This is a genomic window from Amycolatopsis sp. lyj-90 (genome assembly GCF_046549035.1).
Lineage (GTDB): Bacteria > Actinomycetota > Actinomycetes > Mycobacteriales > Pseudonocardiaceae > Amycolatopsis.
Map to the genome: position 1 here is coordinate 267,278 of NZ_JAJPWP010000013.1, position 21,160 is coordinate 288,437.

Genomic DNA, 21,160 nt, shown 5'->3' on the forward strand with positions numbered 1-21,160 from the left:
TTGGGGCGGGCGAATCAAAGCGGCCGTCGCAGGCGCCAGCCGGCATAGTCACGTGCGATCTGTGCCAGCCTGATGGTGGTAGCGGCCTTGTAGCTCCAGAGCCCTGCGACGTACACGGCGAACGCGGTGATCTCCTCCTCGGTGGCCTCGCTCCAGCGCGTGCTCGTCTTCGCCCAGGTCTCGGCGTCCATCGCCTGATGGCCGTCACCGATGAGGCGGATCACCATGAAGGCCGGATCGACCCAGGCCGCACCTTGAGCGGGCCAGCCCCAGTCGATGACACGGATGTCTCCGGTCGCCGGGACGAGGAACTGGTCGGCATGAAGGTCTGTATGCAGCAAGGAGTGTCCGGCCGTGAGCTCCGGAGCCTTCTGCTCCCATGCCGTCAGCTCGTCGATGTCCCAGTCGCCGACGATCTCTGGCCGCTCCTGGGCGAGCTTGGGCCACCAAGCGGACTTCCAGCGCTGTTCCAGGGGCTTGAGTCCGGGCGCTTTGATATCGCCGATGCGGTTGACCGTCTCGGCGACTCGCGTGAGATCCGACGAGCCCGGTTGGAGCCGGGCTCGTCGGCCGTCGACGTATTCGAAGCCGACGAGCAGCCAGTCCTCGATGTCGGCGGCGAAGTGCACGGCCGGGGCGATGCCGGATACCAGCGTGCCGAGTTCGGCCTCGTTCCGGAGCCAGCGCATCGCGGGCGACACACCCTCGACACCCTTGACGAACAAGGGGGCCGCTCCGTCGCGATGGAACACGGCGGCGAAGTTGCTGCTCTGGCCGACCTCGATCTCACCGACCCTGTCGATGTCGCCGACACGATTCCGGAGGGCTTCCCGAACGGGTTCCGGTAACTCGTCCCAGCCGTACTTCTTCACCTGTTGTCCTGTCCTTGGTACTACTTGCCGTTGGTGTCGGTGTTCTCGTTGCCGTCTTTGCCCGATGCCCGGCAACCATCGAGCGTTGCGTGTCTGGCGAGGCGTCGCTTCGGGCGGCGGGGGTGTGTGGAAATAGGGACGTTGAGTGTCCCTATTTCCACACACCCCCGCCGGATACGACCGCTCAGCCGTCACGACCCGACCGGCTACCCGGTCAGCATCACGAGGCCCGGCTAGAACTTGGGTTTCGGCATGGACTTGCTCGGTGCGACGGTCGCGATGCGCCCTTGCGTTTCCCTGGGCGCGCGGGCGTTCGGGTAACCGGCGGAATACCCCGGCACCACCCGCCCCAGCACCAGCAACTCGAAGGGAACGAACTCGACGTCGGCCGACTTGAGCAGTTCCAGCGTCGGGCTTTCGACCCGTTCCGCGGCGAGCGCCACGGCGAGGTTCTGCTCGGCCGCCGCCCACGACGACGAGCCGAGATAGAGCAGCGTCACGGGCACGATCAGGGCGGGCAGGCACCAGGGGCTCACTCGCAGGGCCAGGACGGCGACGAGGAATGCGAGCGGCAGGAAAAGACCGATGCGCAACGACCCTTCGGCGTTCTGCCGATCGTATTCGCCGTAGAGCTGGTCCTCTTTTCCGAGCAGCCTCGGCCCGACGTAGTCCAGATCCTCTTTGGCCGATTCGACGTAGGCGTCGAGCCGGACGACGGTGCCGAGGAGGTGCCAGCGGTGGAGGTAGTCGTCCATGGCCCGTCGCCGGTGGTCACCGCCGCGCACCCCGGCGACGATCTCCGGAAGTTCCTGCCCGGCCCGCCGTGCGAAATCCTGAAGTCCACTGACGTGGGACAGCACCTTGTCGCGGAAGGCCTCGTCGGCGAGGAACCGGTCCGACAGCTTGTTGACCACGGCGTCCCGCAACGCGCGCAGGATCAGCCGCCTGCCCCGGTATTTCGGCTCCAGCCAGGCGATTCCCTGGAGTTTCGACCGGCGGAACAACGGGGTCACGATCGTGTCGAGCCAGTGGGTGACGGCGAGGGACATCGTCCCGAGGAGGTACGCGGCGAAGGTGGCGGCCGCGAAGACCGCGGCCTTGCCCGACCAGGAACCCAGATCCAGCAGGTCCCGGTAGACGCCGGAAGCCTGACCGGGCGGGGGCAGGCCGGGCCGGAAGGCGAGCCAGAGCCCGAGAAGCCAGACGTAGCCCGCGGCGAGCGGCGCCCGGAGTTCCCGCAGTCCCGGGAGAAGACTCGACAGCATGCCCCTCCGCCCGTCCGACGACCGGTCCTACCAGGCGTCGTCCCCCGGTCGCTCGCCGTTACAGAACCGTCCGATCTCCCCCGGGCTGGGCCGAACGGCGCAATCCGCGCCCCCGGCCGCCCCAATCCGACATACCTTCATGTTTAGCCTCCTTCCCGCGGGGTATCGGTTGTCGGCAGGACAAACGAGGGGCCCCGACATGAAACCCAGTCCCAGACGCGCGCACACCGTCGCCCGCGATCTCCTTTCCCTCACCAGATCCGGCGAGGCAGACCGGCTCGCCGCCGCCCTGGTGTCCACCGCCTCGCCCACCCGGGAAGGACCGGCGCTCGGCGACGTCGTCGGGCGGCTTGTCGACACCTTCTCCCTGGCCGCCAAGGATCGCCGTCGTTCGCTGCGGATCCGTGAACCGTTCACCTTGCGCCTGCGGGATCCCGCGGGCCTGACGGTCCGGCCCGACAAACTGGATCCCGGCGTGGCCGCGATGGTCCGCGCCATCGCCGCCAGCGTCCGCGACGACCGGGACACCTGCGCCGCCCAGATCGGGGCGGCCTGCGAAAACGCCGACCTCGACCACCGGATCCGCGTGCTCGCGCATTGCCTGGTCTGGACATCGGACTTTCTCAGCACCGACACCACGGCCTATCCCCCGGTGCTTTCCTGCCTCAAGGGATCGCAGCCCCAACGTCCACAGTAGACATTGCGCGGTTCGGATGACTTCCCGCCGAACGTGTGGACATCCCCAGCGCGGCGCGGCAGGCTGAACAACCGCGCACGAAGTCCCAGTCCCCGATGACGGGCGCACCTTGGTGACCAGTTCCCCTGAACCAGGAGTGCAGACTTGGACGAGGTAGCGCCCTCGACGATACCCGCGGACTCCCGAGCGGCCGCCACGGCGGGGCTGCTGCCCAACCCGGAGAGCAGGCTGGTCCGGGCGGCCGTCGCGGGTGATCCGGACGCGGTCCGGGAGTTGGCCCGTTTCCTTTCCCCGCACGTGTTCCGCTACTGCGCCCGGAGGCTCGGGAGCACCGGAACGGGTGCCTGCGACGCACAGGACTGCGCGCAGGAGGTGCTGCAGGCCGTCTTGATCGCTTTGCCCCGCTACCGGTACCGCCCGGACGGGTTCCTCGCCTTCGCTTTCGGGATCGCCGGGCACAAGGTGGCCGATTTCCACCGGCGCCGCGCTCGCGAACCGGTCGCCACCGTCGCGGAGATCGGCGACGGCCTGACCCGGTGGATCCGCCGTGACCCGGACGAGATCGAACGGCTGGAGCACCGGATGCAGGCCGGCGTCCTGCTGGCCAGGTTGCCGATGCCGCACCGGCAGGTCCTCGCCCTCCGGTTCGTGTTCGGCCTTTCGGCCGAGGAGACGGCCGAACGCCTCGGCCTGCCGAGCGCCGGAGCGGTCCGCGCGGCCCAGTACCGGGCGCTGACCAGATTGCGCGCCCTGCTCACCGAGCGGAATGCCCGTTACGCGCCCGATGTCCCGGAACTCGGGGAGGTGGCCGTCCCGGAGCTCGTCCCGGTATAGAACCGTCCACTTCGGACCGTCGTTTCTTGTACGCCACTTGTACGGGGATCTTGCATCCTGTCCACCTATCTGGGGAAACCACTGGAGGACAGCAATGAAGATCCGATCGAGGATCGTCGGCGGCGCCCTGAGCGCGATCGCGATGGCCGGGGCGATCATGCTCGGCGGAGCGGGCGAGGCGCTGGCGGCGACGGGCACGGTGAACACCGACTCCGGCGTCGCCGTGACCGTCCGGTCGACCCCGAGCACGGGCGGGAGCGCGGTCGGCACGGTCGCGAGCGGCACCGCCGTCACCATCGACTGCCAGACGAACGGCTCGACGGTGACCGGGAAGTACGGCACCACCGACATCTGGGACTACGTGCCGTCCAAGGGCGGTTACATCAGCGACGCCTACGTCTACACCGGCTCGGACGGCCGGGTCGCCCCGAACTGCGCGGGCAGCACCCTCTCCTGCTCGACCGCGGGCACCGGCAACCCGAGGACCTGCGCACAAGCCGTCGCGTGGGCCAAGGCACACGTGCACACCAACAACGACCCGGACTACTACCGCTGGTGCGACCGGATCAACTCGTGGGCCTACGGCTGGACCGCGAGCGGCTCGGAGACGGCCTACGTCCACTGGACCCAGCTCCCGGGTTCGTACAAGCACCCGGGTGACACCCAGGTCCCCGCGGGCGGGCTCGCCTTCTTCAGCAACGGCGGCACCGGGCACACGATGATCTCCATCGGCGACGGCAAGTTCCTGTCGAACGACATCAACGGCCCCGGCAGCTTCACCGAGACCACGATCGCGCAGATCAAGAGCAAGTGGAACTACACCTATCTCGGCTGGTCGCAGCCCTGGTTCAAGATCAACCACTGATCACCCGGGCCACCTGGGGGCGCCGCCGGACGAAGAGGTCTTCGTCCGGCGGCGTTCCTTCTTGTCAGGCGCGCCCAGCACCGGAAACAGCCCTTTCGTCGCATCGTGATAAAAATCGGCCACTCCGTCGGGTTAGAGTTGACGGATGGGCACCGAGGCTCTCGCTACTCCCGCACCCCGGGAGCAGCGTGTGCTCATGCAGGCGATGCTCACCCGGCTGCCCGAGTTCAGCGACCGCCTCGCCCGGCTGCTCAGCGACGAGGACGAGTTCTACCACCAAGTGGACAGCACCGCGCCGGACGAGCTGCGCAAGGTCTGCCGCGCGAATCTCGAGCGGGCGCTGACGGCGCTCGTGGAGGGCCGGGGGCTCCCGCTCGACGCGGCCCGCAAGACCGGTCTGGCGCAGGCCCGGCAGGGTATCCCGCTGCCGTCCGTGCTCCGCGCGTTCCGCATCGGCGGGATCTTCGTCTACGAGCGCCTGCTGGAACTGGCCGGCCCCGGCTTCATCAACCCCGCCCGCACGGTGGAGATCAATTCCAACGTGTGGAAGACCATCGACCTCTACTCCGACGCGCTGACCACCGCGTACAGCGAGGTCGCCGCCGAACTCTCCCACGAGAAGCTCGCCCTGCTCGACGGCCTGCTGCAGGGCCGGTTCGCCACCCAGGCCGAGCTCGAGAACGCCGCGAAGGAACTCGATCTCCCGGCCGCGGGCACGTTCGTCGCCGTCGTGACCGAAGCCGTCGAACCGAAGGAGCGCCCCGGCGTCGAGGCGCTGCTGCGGGCGCGGCGCTGGAAGTCGGCGTGGCGGCCGGGTGCCGAAACCGGGCTGGTCGTGATCGACCGCGTCGAGGACGTCCGGCGGCTGCGCGACGTACTGGGCGCCCTGCCGCTGGCGGTGGGGATGAGCAGGCCGTTCAACGGCTTCCTCGAAGTGCCGGACGCGGTGCACCGGGCCCGGATCGCCCGCCGGTCACTGTCCACCGGCACCACCGGCGTCGCCGTCTTCGGCGACTCGCCGGTCACCACGCTGGTCGCGAGCGCGCCCGCGATGTCGCGGGACGTCGTGCGCTCGGTACTCACCGGGATCCTGGTGCTCCCCCAGGCCGAACGGCACGTCCTGCTCGACACGCTGGTCGCGTGGTTCGCCGGGCACGGCTCGGCGAAGGAGGCCGCGGACAGGCTGATCGTCCACCCGAACACGGTCCGTTACCGGCTGCGCCGGGTGCAGGAACTGACCAGGCGTGACCTGTCCGATCCGGTCGACGTCGGTGAGCTCTACGTCGCGCTGGAGGCGGTCCGGCTGGCGGACGACGCGCGCTAGCGCCCGTCCGGCGCCATGTCGGCGTCGATGATCCTCGCGAGGTCCAGCAGCGTGTGCCCGAGACCGGGCCGCGCGGTGAGCCGTACCGCGAGCGTGCGGCCGCGCGAGGTAGTGGCGACCGGCAGGGTCACCTCGGGATTCGCGGACCTCGTCCACTGTGGACGGCGCCCGGCCGCGGACAGCACGATGTCCGGATGCGGGGACCGCCGTCCGGGACGCCACCGTGATCTCCTGGCGTCGAGGTCGCGGATCACGTTGCCGTGCAACGAAAGCAACGCGGCGACGTCCGCGACAGCGTCGCGGAGTTCGACGTCGGTGATGGAGTCCGAGTACGCGCCGATGTCCAGCGCGCGGGGATCGTTCGGGTCTTGCGGCACAGAGTTCCTTTCCACGCACCGGAAGTCGTCCGATGGTGGTCCCGCTCACGTTGTTCCCGGGAACAAACATGTTTGGCTGCCTGCGCCGAATGGCGGCACCCGTACCGCCTTCCGGCCCTGCGGCGTACCTATGACCGTCGGTCACACCTTTGACGCTGACCGGTCCACCAGCCACTATCTGGCGACCGATTACCGATGGGTAATGTGGATTTTCCGTGGTCTCACCAGGAGGACCGTTGCGACGTGCGTTGAGCCTGATCTTCTTGGCACTAGGGGTGTTCGCCATCGCCGGCGCGGTGTTGCTGCCGACCTACGTGAAACCCGAACTCGCCAAAGTGCCACTGAACCAGGAATCGACGTCGGTCCTCGAAGGCACCGCGTCCAAGGTGCTCGCGGTGAAGACCGAGGACGGCAAGACCGTCACCGAGATCCGTGACGACGCCAAGCTGAAGGCGACCGCCCGGGTGATCGCGAACTTCGCGCCGCCGGAGATGCGGGAGGGCACGGACGTCGCGGTGTGGCTGCTGGCCGTCTCGGTCGTCGACACCAGCGACCAGACCGTGGTCAGCGCGAGCAAACGGCAGGTCTGCTTCGACCGCCGCACCGCGGAGGGCTACGTGCCACCGGGCGGCGACCAGGAGTCGAAGTGCTCCCGCAACTCCAGCTTCGTCACGAAGCTCAAGGAGAAGGCCGCGAAGGAGAACGAGAAGCCCGAGGAGATCCAGGAGTACAAGCCGCAGCCCGGCCTGAACTTCAAGTTCCCCTTCGACACCGAGCAGAAGGACTACCAGGTCTACGACGACAACACCGGCCGCGCCGTCCAGGCCCGGTTCAAGGGCGTCGAAGACATCAAGGGCGTCGAGGTCTACAAGTTCGTCCAGGAGATCCCCGACACGAAGATCTCCACGAAGAAGGTGCCCGGCTCGCTCATCGGCGCCACCGGGGACTCCGTCGAGGCGGGGCAGTTCTACCAGGGCACCGTCACCAGCTGGATCGAGCCGGTGACCGGGATCCAGGTGAAGCAGGAACAGCGGTCGCACCAGGAACTCCGGTCGGCCGCGAATCCCACGCCCACGGTGGTCTTCGACGGCAAGCTGACCTTCACCGAGGCGACCGTCGAGGCGATGGTCAAGCAGGTCGGCGAGAACAAGGGCAAGTTGGACTTCATCGGGAGCACCGGGCCGATCGTGCTCGGGATCGGCGGGGCGGCCTTCCTCGCGCTCGGGGTCTTCCTTCTGGTGAAGCGCCGCCCCGCCCCTTCGCGCCACTAGCACTGGCAACAACTAGCGCTTGCGCAGCACCATCACCAAGTTCCACGACGCGACTTCCCGGACGCCGGGAACCCGCACGATCCACTGGGCCCAGGAGGGGTGGTAACGCGGATAGACCTCCTGGAGATCGGCGAGCGGCGTGGCCTTCCCCCACCGGATGGCCGCGCCGGCCGAAAAGGCGAAAAGGCTCTCCCCGAATTTGTTCTTCGGCTCCTTCCCGTTCTTTTCGAGATAACGCCGCCGGGCGTAGAAGCCACCCAGGAAATGCCACGGCGCCGTCTCGTGACCGCCCCACGGTGAATACCACGGCGTGAACGAGGCGAAAACCGTCCCGCCGGGTTTGGTCACCCGGCACATCTCGGCGAGCATGACCTCGGGTTCGGAAACGTGTTCGAGCACGTTCGAGGAATAGCAGATGTCCACGGATCCGGTGCGCACCGGCAGTTCCGTCCCGCTGCCCCGGACCATGTTCTCACCGGCCTCTCCCCGCGCCGTCAGCTCGCCGACGTCGGGATCTATCCCGAGATACGTGGCGCCGGCGGCACGGAAGGCGTCCGAGAAATAGCCTGGTCCGCCGCCGACGTCGGCGATGGTGCGGCCGTTCAACGGAGTGTGCTGGGCCAATTGCCTGACGGAGTCCTCGGCGAGCACCGAGTAGAAACCGTCCGGATCGGTCTGCTCGGTGAGAAAAGTACGGAACAAGGTCACGGATCTGCGCAAAGTGGCGCGATGCGGCATCACCGAGAGTGTCACTGACCGATTACCGACCATCGAACCATCGCTTTCCGAGAATGATTCATCTACCGTGTACGCACCGGTAACCTAGCATTGTCGCTAACAGGTTGGGAGAACCACGATGGAACGGCCACGTGTGCTGCTCGTCAACTGGCGCGACACCGGCCATCCGGAAGGCGGCGGCTCCGAAAGGTACGTCGAGCGGATGGCCGAGGGACTCGCCAAGGCCGGATACCGGGTGGAGATCCAGTGCGCGGCCTATCCGGGCGCGAACGCCGGGGAGTGGCGCGACGGCGTCCGCTATCGCCGCCGTGGCAACAAGTTCGGCGTCTACCTCCACGCGCTGCGGGCGATCCGGAAGGCGCACGCGGACCTCGTGGTCGACGTCCAGAACGGGATGCCGTTCTTCGCCAGGCTGGTGGCGGGCTGCCCGGTCCTCGTGCTCGTGCACCACGTCCACAAGGAACAGTGGATCAGCGCGCTCGGCGAGACAGTGGGCCGGATCGGCTGGTGGATCGAGTCCCGGCTCGCGCCGTGGCTGTTCCGGCACTGCCGCTACGTCACGGTTTCCGAGATCACCAAGGGCGAACTCGCGGGCCTCGGCATCGAAGGATCCCGGGTCACCGTGGTGCCCAACGGTTTGGACGCTCCCCCGCGCGGCAAGGCCGTCCGGGAGAAGGAACCGACGCTGGTCGCGGTCAGCAGGCTGGTGCCGCACAAGCGGATCGAGCACGCGATCGACGTCGTCGCGGAACTGGCGCGGCGCTGGCCGACGCTGCGGCTCGAAGTCGTCGGACAGGGGCCGTGGGAAGAGGTCCTGCGCGAGCACGCCCGTGACCGCGGTGTCGAGGATCGCGTGCGGCTGCACGGCTGGGTGGACGAGGCCGCGAAACACGAGATCCTGGAACGGTCCTGGCTGCACCTGTGCCCGTCGGTCAAGGAGGGCTGGGGCATCGTCATCATGGAGGCCGCCGCGCACGGCGTGCCGTCGGTGGCCTACCGGGCGGCGGGCGGGGTGGCCGAATCCATCGTGGAGGGCAAGACCGGGCTGCTGGCCGACGACTTCGGCGACTTCACCGCGAAGGTGGACGGACTGCTCGCCGACCGGGCACGCCGGAACGAGATGGGCAAGGCGGGCGTCACCTGGGCCGGCCTGTTCGACTGGGAACACAGCGTGAACCGCTTCGAATCACTCGTGCGCGACGTGGCCGGGGTGGCCATCCCCCATCCCAGGGTCCTGACGCCGCAAGGCTTCGACGATCCCGTCGGCCAGCCCGGCCGTGGCGGCGTCGTCGAAGTCCTTGCGGCGTGCGCGCACGGTGACGGTGCTCGTGTCCCCGACGGTCGCCGCGCCGAACGCCACGCCTGAGCGGCCGCTGGCCGCCGGGTAGAACGCGATCGAGGTGACCGCGTCGGCCGCCGAAACGATGCCGAGGTTGGAAACCAGGTAGGTCGAGCCGAGCCTGCTCGCCAGCAGCCGGGTGCCCAGCCGGGCGATCCTGCTGCTGCGGGCGGGAAAATCGGGTTCCGGCGACTGCGCGCCCAGCAGCGCGCCCACTTCGGCCGCGACCGGCTTCTTGCCGAGCCGCAAGCGGAAGAAGGCACTGTCGTGCTCGGGTTCCGGCGCGGCGCCGCCTCGCCATGACGCTCCGACCGCGGCCACCACCCTGGCGGTTTTCTCGCCGTGCCGGGCGTTCCACGTCTCGGTCAGGTCGGCGGCCGCCGCCGCGAAAGCCGAGGACCCGAGCCGTGCGCGAGGGAGGATCCTGGCCCTGAACACGTCCCCTGGGCCACTTTCGGCCCTTTCCGGGGTAATCCTCGCCGGAGGCGCGAAAACCGCTTCAGCGACCCTCTGGACGGCCGAGGTGAGGAATGACCGATCCGCCGTCCGCGCGCCGATTCCCTTGGCGGCGGACGAGATCGGGACGTCGAGGGCGAGTCCGAGGACGGCGAGCAGGCCGAGGCCGTCGAGCGCGCCGTGATGCGCGGCGATCAGCACGACGGGTTCGTCGGTGCCGACAGCGACGCGGAGCAGCGGCGCACCGCGCTCGTACGGTGCCTCGGCGAAACGATCCCGGATCACCGGGAGTTCTTCGCCGGGAACGGCGTCGATGTCGGGAGCGGCCCCGAGCCAGGGCCGCTCCTCGACCGCGACCGCCAGCCGCATCCGCGCTTTTTCCGGCGTCAGTACCGAAGACAGCTTCGCTTCCAGGAGGATGCTCCAGGAAACGGTGGGGTCGCCGTAGAGCCCGACGACGCGCTGCGCGTGGTCGGAGGCGAGCTGGGACACCGGCTCAGCGGTTGCCGTAAATGACGTTCTCAGGGCCCGTGTTCGGGTTGAACTGCTCCTTGATCTTCGCCTGCACCTGGGGTGCGGCGTCCGGATCGGCGGAGTTCGTCAGCGCGTAACTCCCGCCCGCGGCCGTTGCGAGCCCGATGATGACGGCGGCGGCCGCGCCGATGAGGGTGCCCAAGACCTACTCCTTCCGCAGCAGGGAATTCCTGCGTCGGCTCAATGTACGCACCGGTAACTTAAGGCACAACAGTGCGGCGGCGATCGAAAGCAGCGCTACTCCGTTTGCCAGCACCACGGGGATCGGTGTTCTCGTCTCGGTCACGACGGGCACACCGGGAGTGCGGTAAAGCGTGAGCCAGTCACCGGACCACACCGGTTCCGCGCCGGTGAGCAACCGCGGGTCGACGCGCCCCGGCGTCCCGTGTTCGACCAGGATCCAGCCGATTCCCGCCGCCGCCAGGTCTTCGGGCGACTTCGCGGCGCGGACACGGTCCATTCTGGAATCCTCGCCGGAGATCTCCTCGCCGCCGACCCGCAAGGTGTCGTCGGCGAGGACGGTTTCGGGCAATGCCCTCGGCGCCGGGTCCAGCTGTGTCCGATGGTCGTTCCAAGCGAACCTGCGGAACGTGGACAGCGGCAGCGCAAAGACGTCGCCGGGCCTGTCGTCTTCCGCGAGCACCCGGTGAACCGCGTTCCAGTCCTCCGGGTACCGCACCGCTTCGAGTTTCCCCCAGCCGCCCCAAGCGAGATCAGGCATGGTGAGCAGGGGGAAGAGCGCGGCGGCCACGACGAGCGCCACGCGCGCCGCGCCGGTCCGCAGCCGGGAAGCGGCGGCCTCCACCGCGAGCGCGAATCCGAGCGCGACGGGAAGTGCCCACCAGGCCACCCATTTCTGCGCGTCCCGCAGCAGTCCCGCGCCGGGAACGTGCCCCATCGCCCAGGACAGCACGGGTTCGCCGAACGGCAGTGTCGCCAGCGCGGCGAGCACGACACCGAGAACTCCCAGCACCAGCAACGCTCTTGCCGGCGGTGTCCCCCACCTTCGCGCCAGAGGACGCAGTCCCGCCAGTGCCACGGCGACCGTGACGAGGATCAGCACCGGGGCCATCGGCGCACCCCGGCTCCCGGGGACGACGTCGCCGTTCCAGATGCCGCCGAGCCCGAGCACGCTCAGGATCGCCGGGCCCCAGCTTTCCGCGCGGGCGCTGAACGCGGCCACCCCGGCGGGGTCGGACAGCGAACCGCCTTCATGCAGGAGCGTGGGCACGAGCCACGGAAGATTGAGCACGACGGCGAGACCGATGGTGTGGCCGAGTTTTCGCGGTCCGGCCACGACGATCGCGGTGAGCGCGGCCAAGATCCCGCCCGGCGGGGTGAGCACCGCGGGGGCGCAAGCCAGCACCAGCCGCGCGAGTGCCCTCGGCTCGCTGTCGCGCAGGGAAAGCGCGGCGCGCACGATCCACGGGAGGCAGGCGTAGGTGAGCAGGAGCGGCCAGTGCCCGATGAACAACCGCTCCGCGAAATAGGCCGTCCACGCGTAGCCGGTGGCGGCGACGATCCGCGTACCGAGCCGCTCCGTCGGCACCAGCCGCGCTGCGCCGTATGCCGCTCCGAAGAGTGCGAGGAACAGCACGATCTTCTGGACGATGTCGCCGGGAACCACCGCGGTCACGAGCGCGATCACGGCGTCGGCGGGCACCGAACGCGGCAGCGCGGAACCGAGCCCGAGCGCGTCCGGGACGAGCGACTGACGCTGGGCGAACACCATGTCGTAGCTCAGGACGAAGCCGCGTCCGAGCACCGGCAGGAACACCAGCAACGCCAGCCCCGCCGACACCGCGGCCAGGACCGAACGTTCGCCACGTGCGCCCAACGGCCTTTCCTTTCCGCCTCGATCGCGGTTATGGTCCCTTGATTACTCGCCGGTAATAGGAGAACGCCTTTGAGCGTAGACGTCGAGGTCGATCAGGCCAGGACCGACAAGCGTGTCGCGGCGATCCTCGTCTCCCTCGCGCTGGCGGCCAACAACGCCGGCGCCTACGCGCTGAGCATCGTCGCCGCCCGGCTGCTCGCTCCGAGCGCTTTCGGTGAGCTGAGTTCGCTGCTGGCGGTGCTGGTGATCGGCGTCGTCCCCGCGATGGGCCTGCAGACCGTCGTCGCGCTGCGCGTCGCGCGCAAGCCTCAGGACACGGGAACACTCCTGGCACTCGGCCTCACGACGAGCGCGATCGTCGCGGCGATCGGCCTGATCCTGGCGCCGGTACTGGTCTTCGTGCTGCACCTGGATTCCGTGGTGCCCGCGCTGCTGCTCGCCGTCACCCTCGGCCCGCTGACCCTGCTCGGCCTCTTCCATGGTCTGTTGCAAGGCAGCGGCCGGTTCGCACGGCTGGCCGGGCTCATGGCGCTCGAAGGCGCGGGCAAGGTCGGCGGATCGCTGATCGGCCTCGTGATCGGCGGCGACGCCACCGGCGCGCTGGCCGGGACCGCGATCGGCTCGTACCTGGTGATCTTCTGCGGCTGGCTCCTCTGTGGACGGCAGCGACCGCGGAAAGCGGGCTGGCACGCGGGCGACGTCCTGCACGCGGCTCAGGCGATGCTGGCGCTGGTCCTGCTGGTGAACCTCGACCTGGTCCTGGCGCGCCACACCCTCCCCGCGAGCGAGGCGGGCGAATACGCGCTCGGCGCGATCGTCACGAAAATCGCCTACTGGCTCCCCCAAGCCGTCGGTGTCCTCGTGCTCCCCCGGTTCGCGAACGGCGACGACCGGCGCCGCATCCTGCCCGCCGCCCTGGCCGTCTGCGCCGCCCTCGACGCCCTCGTCCTCCTTGTCTCTCTCGTCGCCGGCCCGCGCCTGCTGTCCTTCATCGGCGGCCCCGGCTACGCCGCCAGCACCATGCCGGTCTGGCCGTTCGCCCTCGCCGGCTCGATGCTCGCGCTGGTGCAGATCCTCCTGTTCTCCCGCCTCGCCGCCGGTGACCGCCGGGTGACCGTGCTGATGTGGGCGACCGTGCTGGTGGAGACGGTGCTGGTGACGACCTGGCTGCACTCGTCGGCCACTCAGGTGGTGACCGTCGCTGCTTGCTGTGCGGGGGCTTTGGCGCTTTCCGGCGCTGTGCTGGAGTGGCGGTCGCGCCGCGCTTGACTCACCGGACGCGCACATCGGGACGTGGACGTCTTTGGGCACTCCTGAACGCCGCGTGGAGCTCGGCCAAAACCGCGTCCGGTTCGGACCGGAGCCGGGACGGCAACGTCTGAAGGACGACGATCCCGGCTGCGGCATAGCGAGCGTTCCGCGCGAGAGTGGCACGGAAGTGGTCGCCCTCGGAGTGATAGCCGCGGGAATCGACCTCCCAGGCGAACCCGACCCTGTCGCACCAGCCGTCCGGCTTCGCCACGAACCGGCCCGCCGCATCGAAGACCTTCACATTCCACTGGAACTCGGGCAGCCCTGAACGCGCCCACAGACTCCACGCGTCGGCCTCGGCGACAGAATGCGCGCCGCGCAGAATCGGCTCCAACCCCGACAACAAGGCCCGTGTTTCGGCGCGGTGCTGCTGGTCGAGTTCCTCGGCCAGCGCCAACGGTAGACAGAACCGTCGCTGCACGGCTTCGGCGGCCATCGCCACGACCACGTCCTGATCCACCGTCCGGCGCGCCGCGTCGATCACCGCGCGGGAGACCGGAGCGGTAGGGACACCGGACCTGATCAGCGGTGAGGGTAGTCGTCGCGTCCGTTCGATGTGGACGAACCCGGTACTGGCGATCGCGCGTTCGGCCGGGACGAGAACCTGGACCTCGCCGGTGAGCGGAAGGTTGCGCAGGCCATAGCGCCTGAGCGCGTGGACACCGGTGAGTACCGAACCATCACGACCATGAAGCAGGGCAGCCTCGATGCCCTGGTCACCGGACGGCTCGCCGGTTCCGAGTAGCACCACACCAGGCAGCAGCATCCGCCAGACACCGCCGCTCTCACATCGGCGCCAGATCGTCCTTCTGGGCACGCCCAGTTCTTCGAGCCGCTTGACGCCGACAACGGCCGGGCCATTCGTCAACAGTGGGTGCTGAGCCCACTTCCCTCTTCGCACCCGTCCAGCTTGAGCCGGGGCACCGACAAGAACCGGGGGCTACGAGTCGTGACAGGTCCGCTGAAGCCCGGCTGTGTGGAAATAGGGACACTCAACGTCTCTATTTCCACACGGCCCCCCTACCCATCGCGCTCCGCCTCGCGCCCCTCGAACCAAGGCAAACACATCGCCACCATCGCCGCCGCGGCCAGTAGCAGCGAAGCCTGCGTCACCGGACCGTAGGCCCACTCCTGACCGTGCCCCAGCAGCCGCCCCACCACCGCGACGAGCGTTCCCACGGCCATCCCGCCGAAAGCGAGATAGCGCGGCGCGCGGTCGGTGAACTGGCGTGCCAGCAGGACGGCGATCAGCAGGACGATCGGCAGCATCCCGCCGAGCACGGCCAGCAGGCCGATGAGCACCACCGGGACCACCCGCCCGGATCCGGCCACTGTGGACACGGGGCGCCGCCGGACCGGCCACAGGACGCCGATCAACACCGCCAGGATCGCGACGGCGCCGATCAGCAGACCGGAGCGGTATTTCCAGTCCGGGGTGAACTCGAGTTGGACGACACCGCCGGATCCGGCAGGCAGGATCCACGCCTGTTGCCAGCCGTCGACGCGCGTCTTCACCAGCGGAGTCCCGTTCAGGGAAGCAATCCAGCCCGCGTTGGCGTTCTCCGGAACGGCCAAAATGGACTCGTCGCCGCCCGCGACGGTCACCGTCCTGGACGTCGCGTCCCACGAGTCCACGGACACGGCACGGTGGACAACGGGCGGGACCGCCTGCCCGGCGGGTTTGAGCCACAGGTCCTGGACCACGAAGGACTCGGACCGGTCGGTCCGGAGTTCGTGTCCGCCCGCCGCCAGGTCGACGCCGCCCTGGGAGTCGGGGCAGGCGGAAAGCGTCAGTGGCCGGTGCGCGGCGAAATCGGCGAGTGTGCCGCGCACGGACGTGTCGTAGTCGAAGCCGTTCAGGCGGACGTTCGGGCCCGATCCGCACGGCACGGTGAATTCCGCGGCCGGAGCGGGAAGTTCGGCGCCGGTCAGGGACAGGCTCCCGATTCCCAGCGAGTTCCGGGTCCGCTGGTCGTCGTCGAGACCGGCGAAAGCGATCTTCAGCTGCGAGGTCTCCAGGGGCGGGAACGTCGCCGCGCCGGAAGCGTCGAGTTCGACGGAACGGCTCGTCGTCGGCGTCGTCAGCTCCAGCCGTGCGGGCGCTCTCGCGGTCCCGCCCGGATCGACGGCGACGCGGATTCCGGAGATCGTCTGTGCCTTGGCCCAGTCCAGGGTCAACGTCGGCCGCAGGTCGGTGACGTCGGGCAGCCACGCGGTCGCGGGGTTCCCGTCCGCGGCGGCGAAAGCGCCCGCCGACGGATCCCCGCCCAGTTGCGAGGTCGCCGACACCCGCACGCCCGGCAGGTCCACCGGGAACCGGCCGCCACCGGCGGGCAGCACGGTGCCGCCGAACTCGTACGCGCTCTGGGACGACGTCGAGAACAGCCGCCGGATCCCGTCCGGTTCTTCACCGTCGCGGCCCGCGTTGGCATCACAACGAACGTGCCCGTTGTCCGCCACGCACGCGTACCTCGGCTGCTGGCCCCGGGTGAAAGCGAAGCCCGGCGCCGTGCCCTCGGGAAGGTCGGCGGGGACCTCGAGCGCGCGTTGCGGTTCCGCGCCGGGGATCTTGAGCTCCGAGATGCCGACGTTGCCGTCCTGCCTGCCGACCACGAGCGACAGCAGCGTGATCCGCACCTTGCGCGTCACGCCCGCCGGCGCCCCGTAGGTGTGCGCCCCTTCGCCCCGGATGACCTGGTGATCGACGGAACCGTTGTCCGTGGTGACCCGGATCCTGGTCGGCGGCCAGCCGACGCGGATGTCGTCGACCATCGCGAGATCGACCGTGTTCACCAGCCTCGGCGTGTCCAGTTCGACTTCGAGCCACTGCCCGATCGGACCGGTGAAGGTCGAGGAATGCCAAGCGGTCCGCGGATCCCCGTCCAGCGCGGCGAACGGCTGGTGACTCGGATCCGAACCGCCGAAAGCGTCCGCGAACGACGCCGCGGTCGACGCGCTGACCGACCGGATCCCCCGGTACGCGGCCACGGTCTGATGCTGCTCCCCCGGGAACGGCAGGACGTCCAGCGCGGCCCGTTGCTGTCTCGGCGATTCCCCGGCGGTCAGCGTCTGGCTCAGGTTGTCCCGCACCCCGCCGACGTTGCGTTCGGCCCGGCGCAGCCCGTCGGTGACCAGCCGCCGCCCGGACGGCGAACCGCCGTCCCCGGTCAGCACCGTCGGCGTGCCGGGATCGAGCTGCCCGGAGTTCATCAGCGGCAGCAGGTTCTCCGGGCCGCCGCTCACCGTTGGAACATCTTTCACGGACGTCGCGGTGACGAGCGGCACCGGCCGTTTCACCTCGTAGATCTCCAGTGGCCCGAACTCGGCCGCTTTCCCGATCCCCGGCGATCCCGCCAGTCCGGAGCGCAACGTCGCGAAGTCGGGGGCGCCCACCTTGGCGCGGTCGATGTCCCCTCGCAACAGCAAGAACCGGTAGCCCGACCGCGCGAGCAGGGCGGCGAGCCCGGGATCCCCTCTGCCGCCGGCCAAAGCCGCGTCGATCGAGTCCATCAGCCGGGTGTTGCCCTCCGACCCGAGCGGGACCTGGTTGCGCACGGCCCACGGACTGTCCGCGATGGCCTGCGCCGGTTCGTCCACGGTGCGGCCCCAGTCGTACTCGCCGAATCCGGTCGCGGGCAGCAGCAGCGTCCGCGCGTTCGGATCGGCCTTGGCGACGTAGCCCATCGCGTCGTACCAATGGCCCGGCACCTCGTCCCAGCCCGGCCCCGGCCGCAGCGTCAGCAGCCAGACCGGCGCGGCCATCACCACGACCAGTAACGCACCGAGCGCCGGCCGCAGATTCCGCCGCAGCGATGGCGCGGCACTCGTGATGCCGTATACGAACGCCAGCATCAGCGGCAGCCGCAGCACCGGTTCGAACTTGTGCACGTTGCGCAGCGGCGCGAGCGGGCCGTCGAGCAGATGCCGCACGGGTTCGGCCAGCGGGCTGTCGAGCGTCCCGACATAGCCGACGGTCAGCAGCGTCAGGCCGGTCAGGACGCCGAGTACCAGGAACCGCCGTTCGGGCAGGCCACGCCGCGCGAGCCCGAACAGGCCGACCGCCGCCACCAGCCCGGTGGCAGCCATCAGCACGGGATTGTCGATCAGCGCCCAGCCCGACGGCCACCACGGCGTGCCCTGCACGACGTAGGCGACCCATTGGTTCGTCCCGCGCAGCACCTCGTACAGCGACATCGGCGCCGTCGTGTTCGTCGCGGATTCGATGTAGTCCAGGAACGGCAGGCTGTACTGGCCGAGCAGCACCAGCGGCAGGATCCACCACAGCGCCACGCCCGCGACGAAGACGAACCACCAGATGACGAGTTCGACGTGCGTGCTCCGCCATTTCCGGGTCAGCAGCCACAGTCCCGGCAGCACGAGCGCCATCACGACCATCGCGCCGTTGATCCCGCCCATGCACAGCACGGCGAGCGCGGACAGCCCGGCGGCACGGCGTGGCGAACCGATGCGATCGGCGAGGATCAGCGGCAGCAGCACCCACGGCAGCAGGACGGCGGGCAGCATTTCCGACGACAGCGAGCCGATTTCGGTGACCATCCGCGGCGCGAGGGCGTACCCGACTGCTCCGATCAGCCGAGTCCGTTCGTTCCCGATCTTGAGCGCGCGGGCCACCAGGAGGGCGCCCCCGAACGCGACCGAGAGCAGGAGCGCGCACCACAACCGCTGCGCGATCCACACCGGCATCCCGACGGCCTGGCACACCGCGAAGAACGGCCCCATGGGGAACAGGTAGCCGTACGCCTGGTTCTGCAGTTCCCCCGCCGTCGCCTGGGGATTCCACAGGTGCAGCGCCCGGCCGAGGAAGGCCAGCGGATCCACGGCGAGGTCGAGTTTGGTGTCGAACGTCGTCCTGCCCGGACGCTGCACAAAGGACAGCACGGTCAGCGCCAGCACGATCCACGTGCTCGGCTTCTTCACGATCGCGCCGGTTACCATCCGGTAGATACTAGGCGGAAACGTGGCTACTATGCGCCTATGACAGACGGTTTCGAAGAAGCGTGGTCGCTCGCCGAACCCGTCAAAGGCTGGATGACGCGGGATCAGGGCCTTGCCTTGTGGAACGCGGCATGCCGCCTGGACAAGGGCGACCTCATCGTCGAAATCGGCAGCCACCAAGGCCGTTCGACGATCGTCCTCGCCATGGCGGCCCGTACGGTCGGCGCCACGGTGGTCGCTGTCGACCCCTTCGTCGACGGACGGCTCTTCGGCGGATCGCCGACACGCCAACGGTTCGAGGCGAACCTGAGGACGGCGGGCGTCGAGGACGTCGTCGAACTCGTGGCCGAGTACAGCACGAAACTCCGGCCGCGCTGGGACCGCCCGATCCAGTTGCTCTACATCGACGGCAAACACGACTACTGGACCTACACCGACGACCTTCGCTGGTCGACGAACTTGATCGACGGTGGGGAAATCCTGGTCCACGACTGCTTTTCCTCGATCGGCGTCACCCTGGGCACGATCGCGAAAGTCCTCTTCGGACGGCGGTACACCTACCTCGACCGCGCGACGTCGCTGGCCCGGTTCCGGCTCACCCCGCCGTCGGCCAAGGACAGGCTGCGCGTACTCGCCCAGTTGCCGTGGTTCGCGCGCAACGTCGGGATCAAGATCCTGCTGCGGCTGCGCTTGAATCCCGTGGCGAAGATCTTCGGCCACGACAGCCCGTACGACCCTTACTGAGTGAGCGGTCTGCCGATGTCGACCTTCGCGAGGCAGACGGGTGCGCCCTTGGCCGACAACTGGAAACCGACCTTGTCGAACAGGCCCTCGATCGGCAGGTACATCGTGTGCAGGCCGGGCTGGAACCACACCGGCACGCGCGCCCCGTCACGATCGACGACACCTTCACCGCCATCCGAGGTGAAGTAGTCGATCCGCAGCAGGTAGCGGCCGAGAACGGGCGTGTCCAGCGGAACCCGGACCAGGCTTTCGCCCACGGTGTACCCGCAGCCCGCCACCGGACCGGGAAGACCGCGGGAAATCGATTCCACGCCGGTGATCGTCCTCGCGGTCCCCGAGTCGTCCAAAAGGGACATCCGGCTGGTCGGCTGATCGAACCGGACGCCCGGGATCAGGCCCGCCACCCGGGACGTGCGGGCGTTCTCGCCGAACCAGCCGTGCAGGACGTCGTTCGGCACCGCCGTGTCGTACAGAACGAGATCGGGGTTCCGTTCGATCGAAGCCCGCGCGTTGGCGAGGAAGTCCCGGGAGTGCTCGAAGCGCAATCCCGGTGCCAGCCGGGAGAAACCCACGGCGGAACTCGCGATCAAGGCGAGACTCAACACCAGGGCGAGCGGGCGTTTCGCCCGCGATGGCACGGGATCGGAAAGCCGGTCGAACGGTTTCGGCTCCAGGAAGGCGAAAGCGAGGCACAGCACGGCCACGAGCGCGAGATCCGCGACATAACGGGGGTCGCTGCCCAGTTCGGGGCCGACCTCGGTGAGCCGGGTGGCCGCCGAAAGCCCGATGTCCGCCACGAACACCAGGCCCAGCAGCAGCCACGCCTTCCGCGCCCGGAGCCCGCCCGTGCGGATCCCGGCGACCAGTACGGCGACCGCGACGAGCAGCAGCAGAATCCGCACCACGACAGGGGAAGCGGCGAACGTCGCACCGGGTCCGGGTCCTGACCACGGCCCGCCCGCCAGCCCCGGCACCAGGGTGTCGCCGAGCATCCGGCCCGTCATGTCCGCGACCGTGCCGACGGTGACCGGACCGCCGCCCTGCCCGACCTGGCTCGTGGTCAGCGTCAAGAAAACGGCCGCGTAGCCGGCGAGCACGGCGGCGAGAACGCCCCAGAGCACGACGTGACGGCGCAGGGAAACCCCGAGCAGCACGGTGATCCCGGCGACCAGCAGCGGGATGAACACCGCCTTTTCGTAGAAGGCGAGCCCGAAGACCGTCCAGGCCACGGTGGCGATCGCCCAGCGTCCGCCGTCGGCGAGATACCGCACGTGCGCGTGCAGGGCGGCCGTGGCGGCCAGCAGCACGGGCGCGATCTGGATGGCGTACGCCCACCACAACGTCGGGACGAGCAGCAGGGTCGACGTCGTGAACATCGTGAACGGGACGAGAATCCCCCAGCGGCGCCCGAAACAGCGCACCAGGACCGTCCACAACAGCACCGAAGCCGCCGCCTGCATCGCCAGGACCGGCGCCATCAGCACGGCGAAGTTCAGCGGCGCCCAGGCGGTCAGCAGATCGGCGAGCAGGAACCCGCCCGGCGCGAGATGGCCGTGGTAGTCCTGGAAGAAGTAGCCGAAGTCGAAGGGGCCTGCCTGCGCGGCGTGATAGGTGATGACGAAGTCGTCTTGCGCGAGACTGCCGCGCAGCGCGGCCCACGCGTGCAGAACGAACGGGATCACGCCGGCGACGATCGCGGCGATCGTGACCGGCGAAGGTCTCTTCCCCCGGACAACCACG

The 21,160-nt window shown here is 69.1% G+C and carries 17 protein-coding genes; 8 read left to right on the plus strand and 9 right to left on the minus strand.

The genetic code is table 11. The annotated features are described in order from the left end of the window. Positions 1-14: 14 nt before the first annotated feature. Both ACLJPX_RS38855 and ACLJPX_RS38860 read right to left on the minus strand, forming a co-directional pair. On the minus strand, positions 15-872 hold the full coding sequence (locus ACLJPX_RS38855) for a hypothetical protein (protein ID WP_410605260.1): 858 nt from the start codon (positions 870-872) through the stop codon (positions 15-17). Positions 873-1,105: 233 nt separating this feature from the next. Further along, the gene (locus ACLJPX_RS38860; RefSeq protein WP_410605261.1) at positions 1,106-2,137 is read right to left on the minus strand and encodes a hypothetical protein; all 1,032 of its coding nucleotides are present in this window, start codon (positions 2,135-2,137) and stop codon (positions 1,106-1,108) included. Positions 2,138-2,336: 199 nt separating this feature from the next. Here ACLJPX_RS38860 and ACLJPX_RS38865 point away from each other — a divergent pair, with 199 nt between their 5' ends. The 4 genes from ACLJPX_RS38865 (at position 2,337) to ACLJPX_RS38880 (ending at position 5,857) form a co-directional block, all read left to right on the plus strand. Beyond that, the gene (locus ACLJPX_RS38865; protein WP_410605262.1) at positions 2,337-2,834 is read left to right on the plus strand and encodes a hypothetical protein; all 498 of its coding nucleotides are present in this window, start codon (positions 2,337-2,339) and stop codon (positions 2,832-2,834) included. A 144-nt stretch (positions 2,835-2,978) separates the two neighbouring features. Beyond that, positions 2,979-3,668: a sigma-70 family RNA polymerase sigma factor gene (locus tag ACLJPX_RS38870; RefSeq protein WP_410605263.1), complete on the plus strand. Its 690-nt coding sequence runs from the start codon at positions 2,979-2,981 to the stop codon at positions 3,666-3,668. Between the two features lie 94 nt (positions 3,669-3,762). Next, a complete protein-coding gene (locus tag ACLJPX_RS38875) occupies positions 3,763-4,533 on the plus strand; it encodes a hypothetical protein (RefSeq protein WP_410605264.1) in 771 nt (256 codons plus the stop codon). Positions 4,534-4,678: 145 nt separating this feature from the next. Beyond that, positions 4,679-5,857, plus strand: a complete 1,179-nt coding sequence (locus ACLJPX_RS38880; protein WP_101608689.1) for a PucR family transcriptional regulator — start codon at positions 4,679-4,681, stop codon at positions 5,855-5,857. On the opposite strand, the gene ACLJPX_RS38885 is transcribed toward ACLJPX_RS38880, so the two are convergent. Next, a complete protein-coding gene (locus ACLJPX_RS38885) occupies positions 5,854-6,234 on the minus strand; it encodes a hypothetical protein (protein WP_410605265.1) in 381 nt (126 codons plus the stop codon). The two genes, ACLJPX_RS38880 and ACLJPX_RS38885, sit on opposite strands and share 4 nt — an antisense overlap. Positions 6,235-6,470: 236 nt before the next feature. Here ACLJPX_RS38885 and ACLJPX_RS38890 point away from each other — a divergent pair, with 236 nt between their 5' ends. After that, the gene (locus tag ACLJPX_RS38890; protein WP_158255821.1) at positions 6,471-7,505 is read left to right on the plus strand and encodes a DUF3068 domain-containing protein; all 1,035 of its coding nucleotides are present in this window, start codon (positions 6,471-6,473) and stop codon (positions 7,503-7,505) included. A 12-nt stretch (positions 7,506-7,517) separates the two neighbouring features. Here the strand turns inward: ACLJPX_RS38890 and ACLJPX_RS38895 are convergent, their stop codons facing one another. Next, positions 7,518-8,213 (minus strand): class I SAM-dependent methyltransferase, encoded by a 696-nt coding sequence (locus ACLJPX_RS38895; protein WP_410605324.1) that lies wholly within the window; start codon positions 8,211-8,213, stop codon positions 7,518-7,520. A gap of 163 nt (positions 8,214-8,376) precedes the next feature. On the opposite strand from ACLJPX_RS38895, the gene ACLJPX_RS38900 reads away from it, so the two are divergent. Then, positions 8,377-9,609: a glycosyltransferase family 4 protein gene (locus tag ACLJPX_RS38900; RefSeq protein ID WP_101613281.1), complete on the plus strand. Its 1,233-nt coding sequence runs from the start codon at positions 8,377-8,379 to the stop codon at positions 9,607-9,609. 925 nt (positions 9,610-10,534) lie between these two features. Here ACLJPX_RS38900 and ACLJPX_RS38905 read toward each other — a convergent pair. Next, positions 10,535-10,714 carry a hypothetical protein gene (locus ACLJPX_RS38905; protein ID WP_101608693.1) on the minus strand — a complete coding sequence of 60 codons (180 nt, stop codon included), beginning with the start codon at positions 10,712-10,714 and terminating at the stop codon, positions 10,535-10,537. 3 nt (positions 10,715-10,717) lie between these two features. Next, positions 10,718-12,409, minus strand: a complete 1,692-nt coding sequence (locus tag ACLJPX_RS38910; RefSeq protein ID WP_410605266.1) for a hypothetical protein — start codon at positions 12,407-12,409, stop codon at positions 10,718-10,720. Positions 12,410-12,478: 69 nt separating this feature from the next. Here ACLJPX_RS38910 and ACLJPX_RS38915 point away from each other — a divergent pair, with 69 nt between their 5' ends. Beyond that, on the plus strand, positions 12,479-13,678 hold the full coding sequence (locus ACLJPX_RS38915) for a lipopolysaccharide biosynthesis protein (protein ID WP_101608695.1): 1,200 nt from the start codon (positions 12,479-12,481) through the stop codon (positions 13,676-13,678). A gap of 1 nt (position 13,679) precedes the next feature. On the opposite strand, the gene ACLJPX_RS38920 is transcribed toward ACLJPX_RS38915, so the two are convergent. Continuing rightward, positions 13,680-14,588 carry a hypothetical protein gene (locus tag ACLJPX_RS38920; RefSeq protein ID WP_410605267.1) on the minus strand — a complete coding sequence of 303 codons (909 nt, stop codon included), beginning with the start codon at positions 14,586-14,588 and terminating at the stop codon, positions 13,680-13,682. Between the two features lie 152 nt (positions 14,589-14,740). Further along, positions 14,741-18,676, minus strand: coding sequence for an alpha-(1->3)-arabinofuranosyltransferase (locus ACLJPX_RS38925; RefSeq protein WP_410605268.1), 3,936 nt, complete (start codon positions 18,674-18,676; stop codon positions 14,741-14,743). Between the two features lie 39 nt (positions 18,677-18,715). Here ACLJPX_RS38925 and ACLJPX_RS38930 point away from each other — a divergent pair, with 39 nt between their 5' ends. After that, the gene (locus ACLJPX_RS38930; RefSeq protein ID WP_410605269.1) at positions 18,716-19,420 is read left to right on the plus strand and encodes a class I SAM-dependent methyltransferase; all 705 of its coding nucleotides are present in this window, start codon (positions 18,716-18,718) and stop codon (positions 19,418-19,420) included. Here the strand turns inward: ACLJPX_RS38930 and ACLJPX_RS38935 are convergent. Continuing rightward, positions 19,414-21,159: a hypothetical protein gene (locus ACLJPX_RS38935; protein ID WP_410605270.1), complete on the minus strand. Its 1,746-nt coding sequence runs from the start codon at positions 21,157-21,159 to the stop codon at positions 19,414-19,416. The genes ACLJPX_RS38930 and ACLJPX_RS38935 overlap by 7 nt on opposite strands. Position 21,160: the final 1 nt, after the last annotated feature.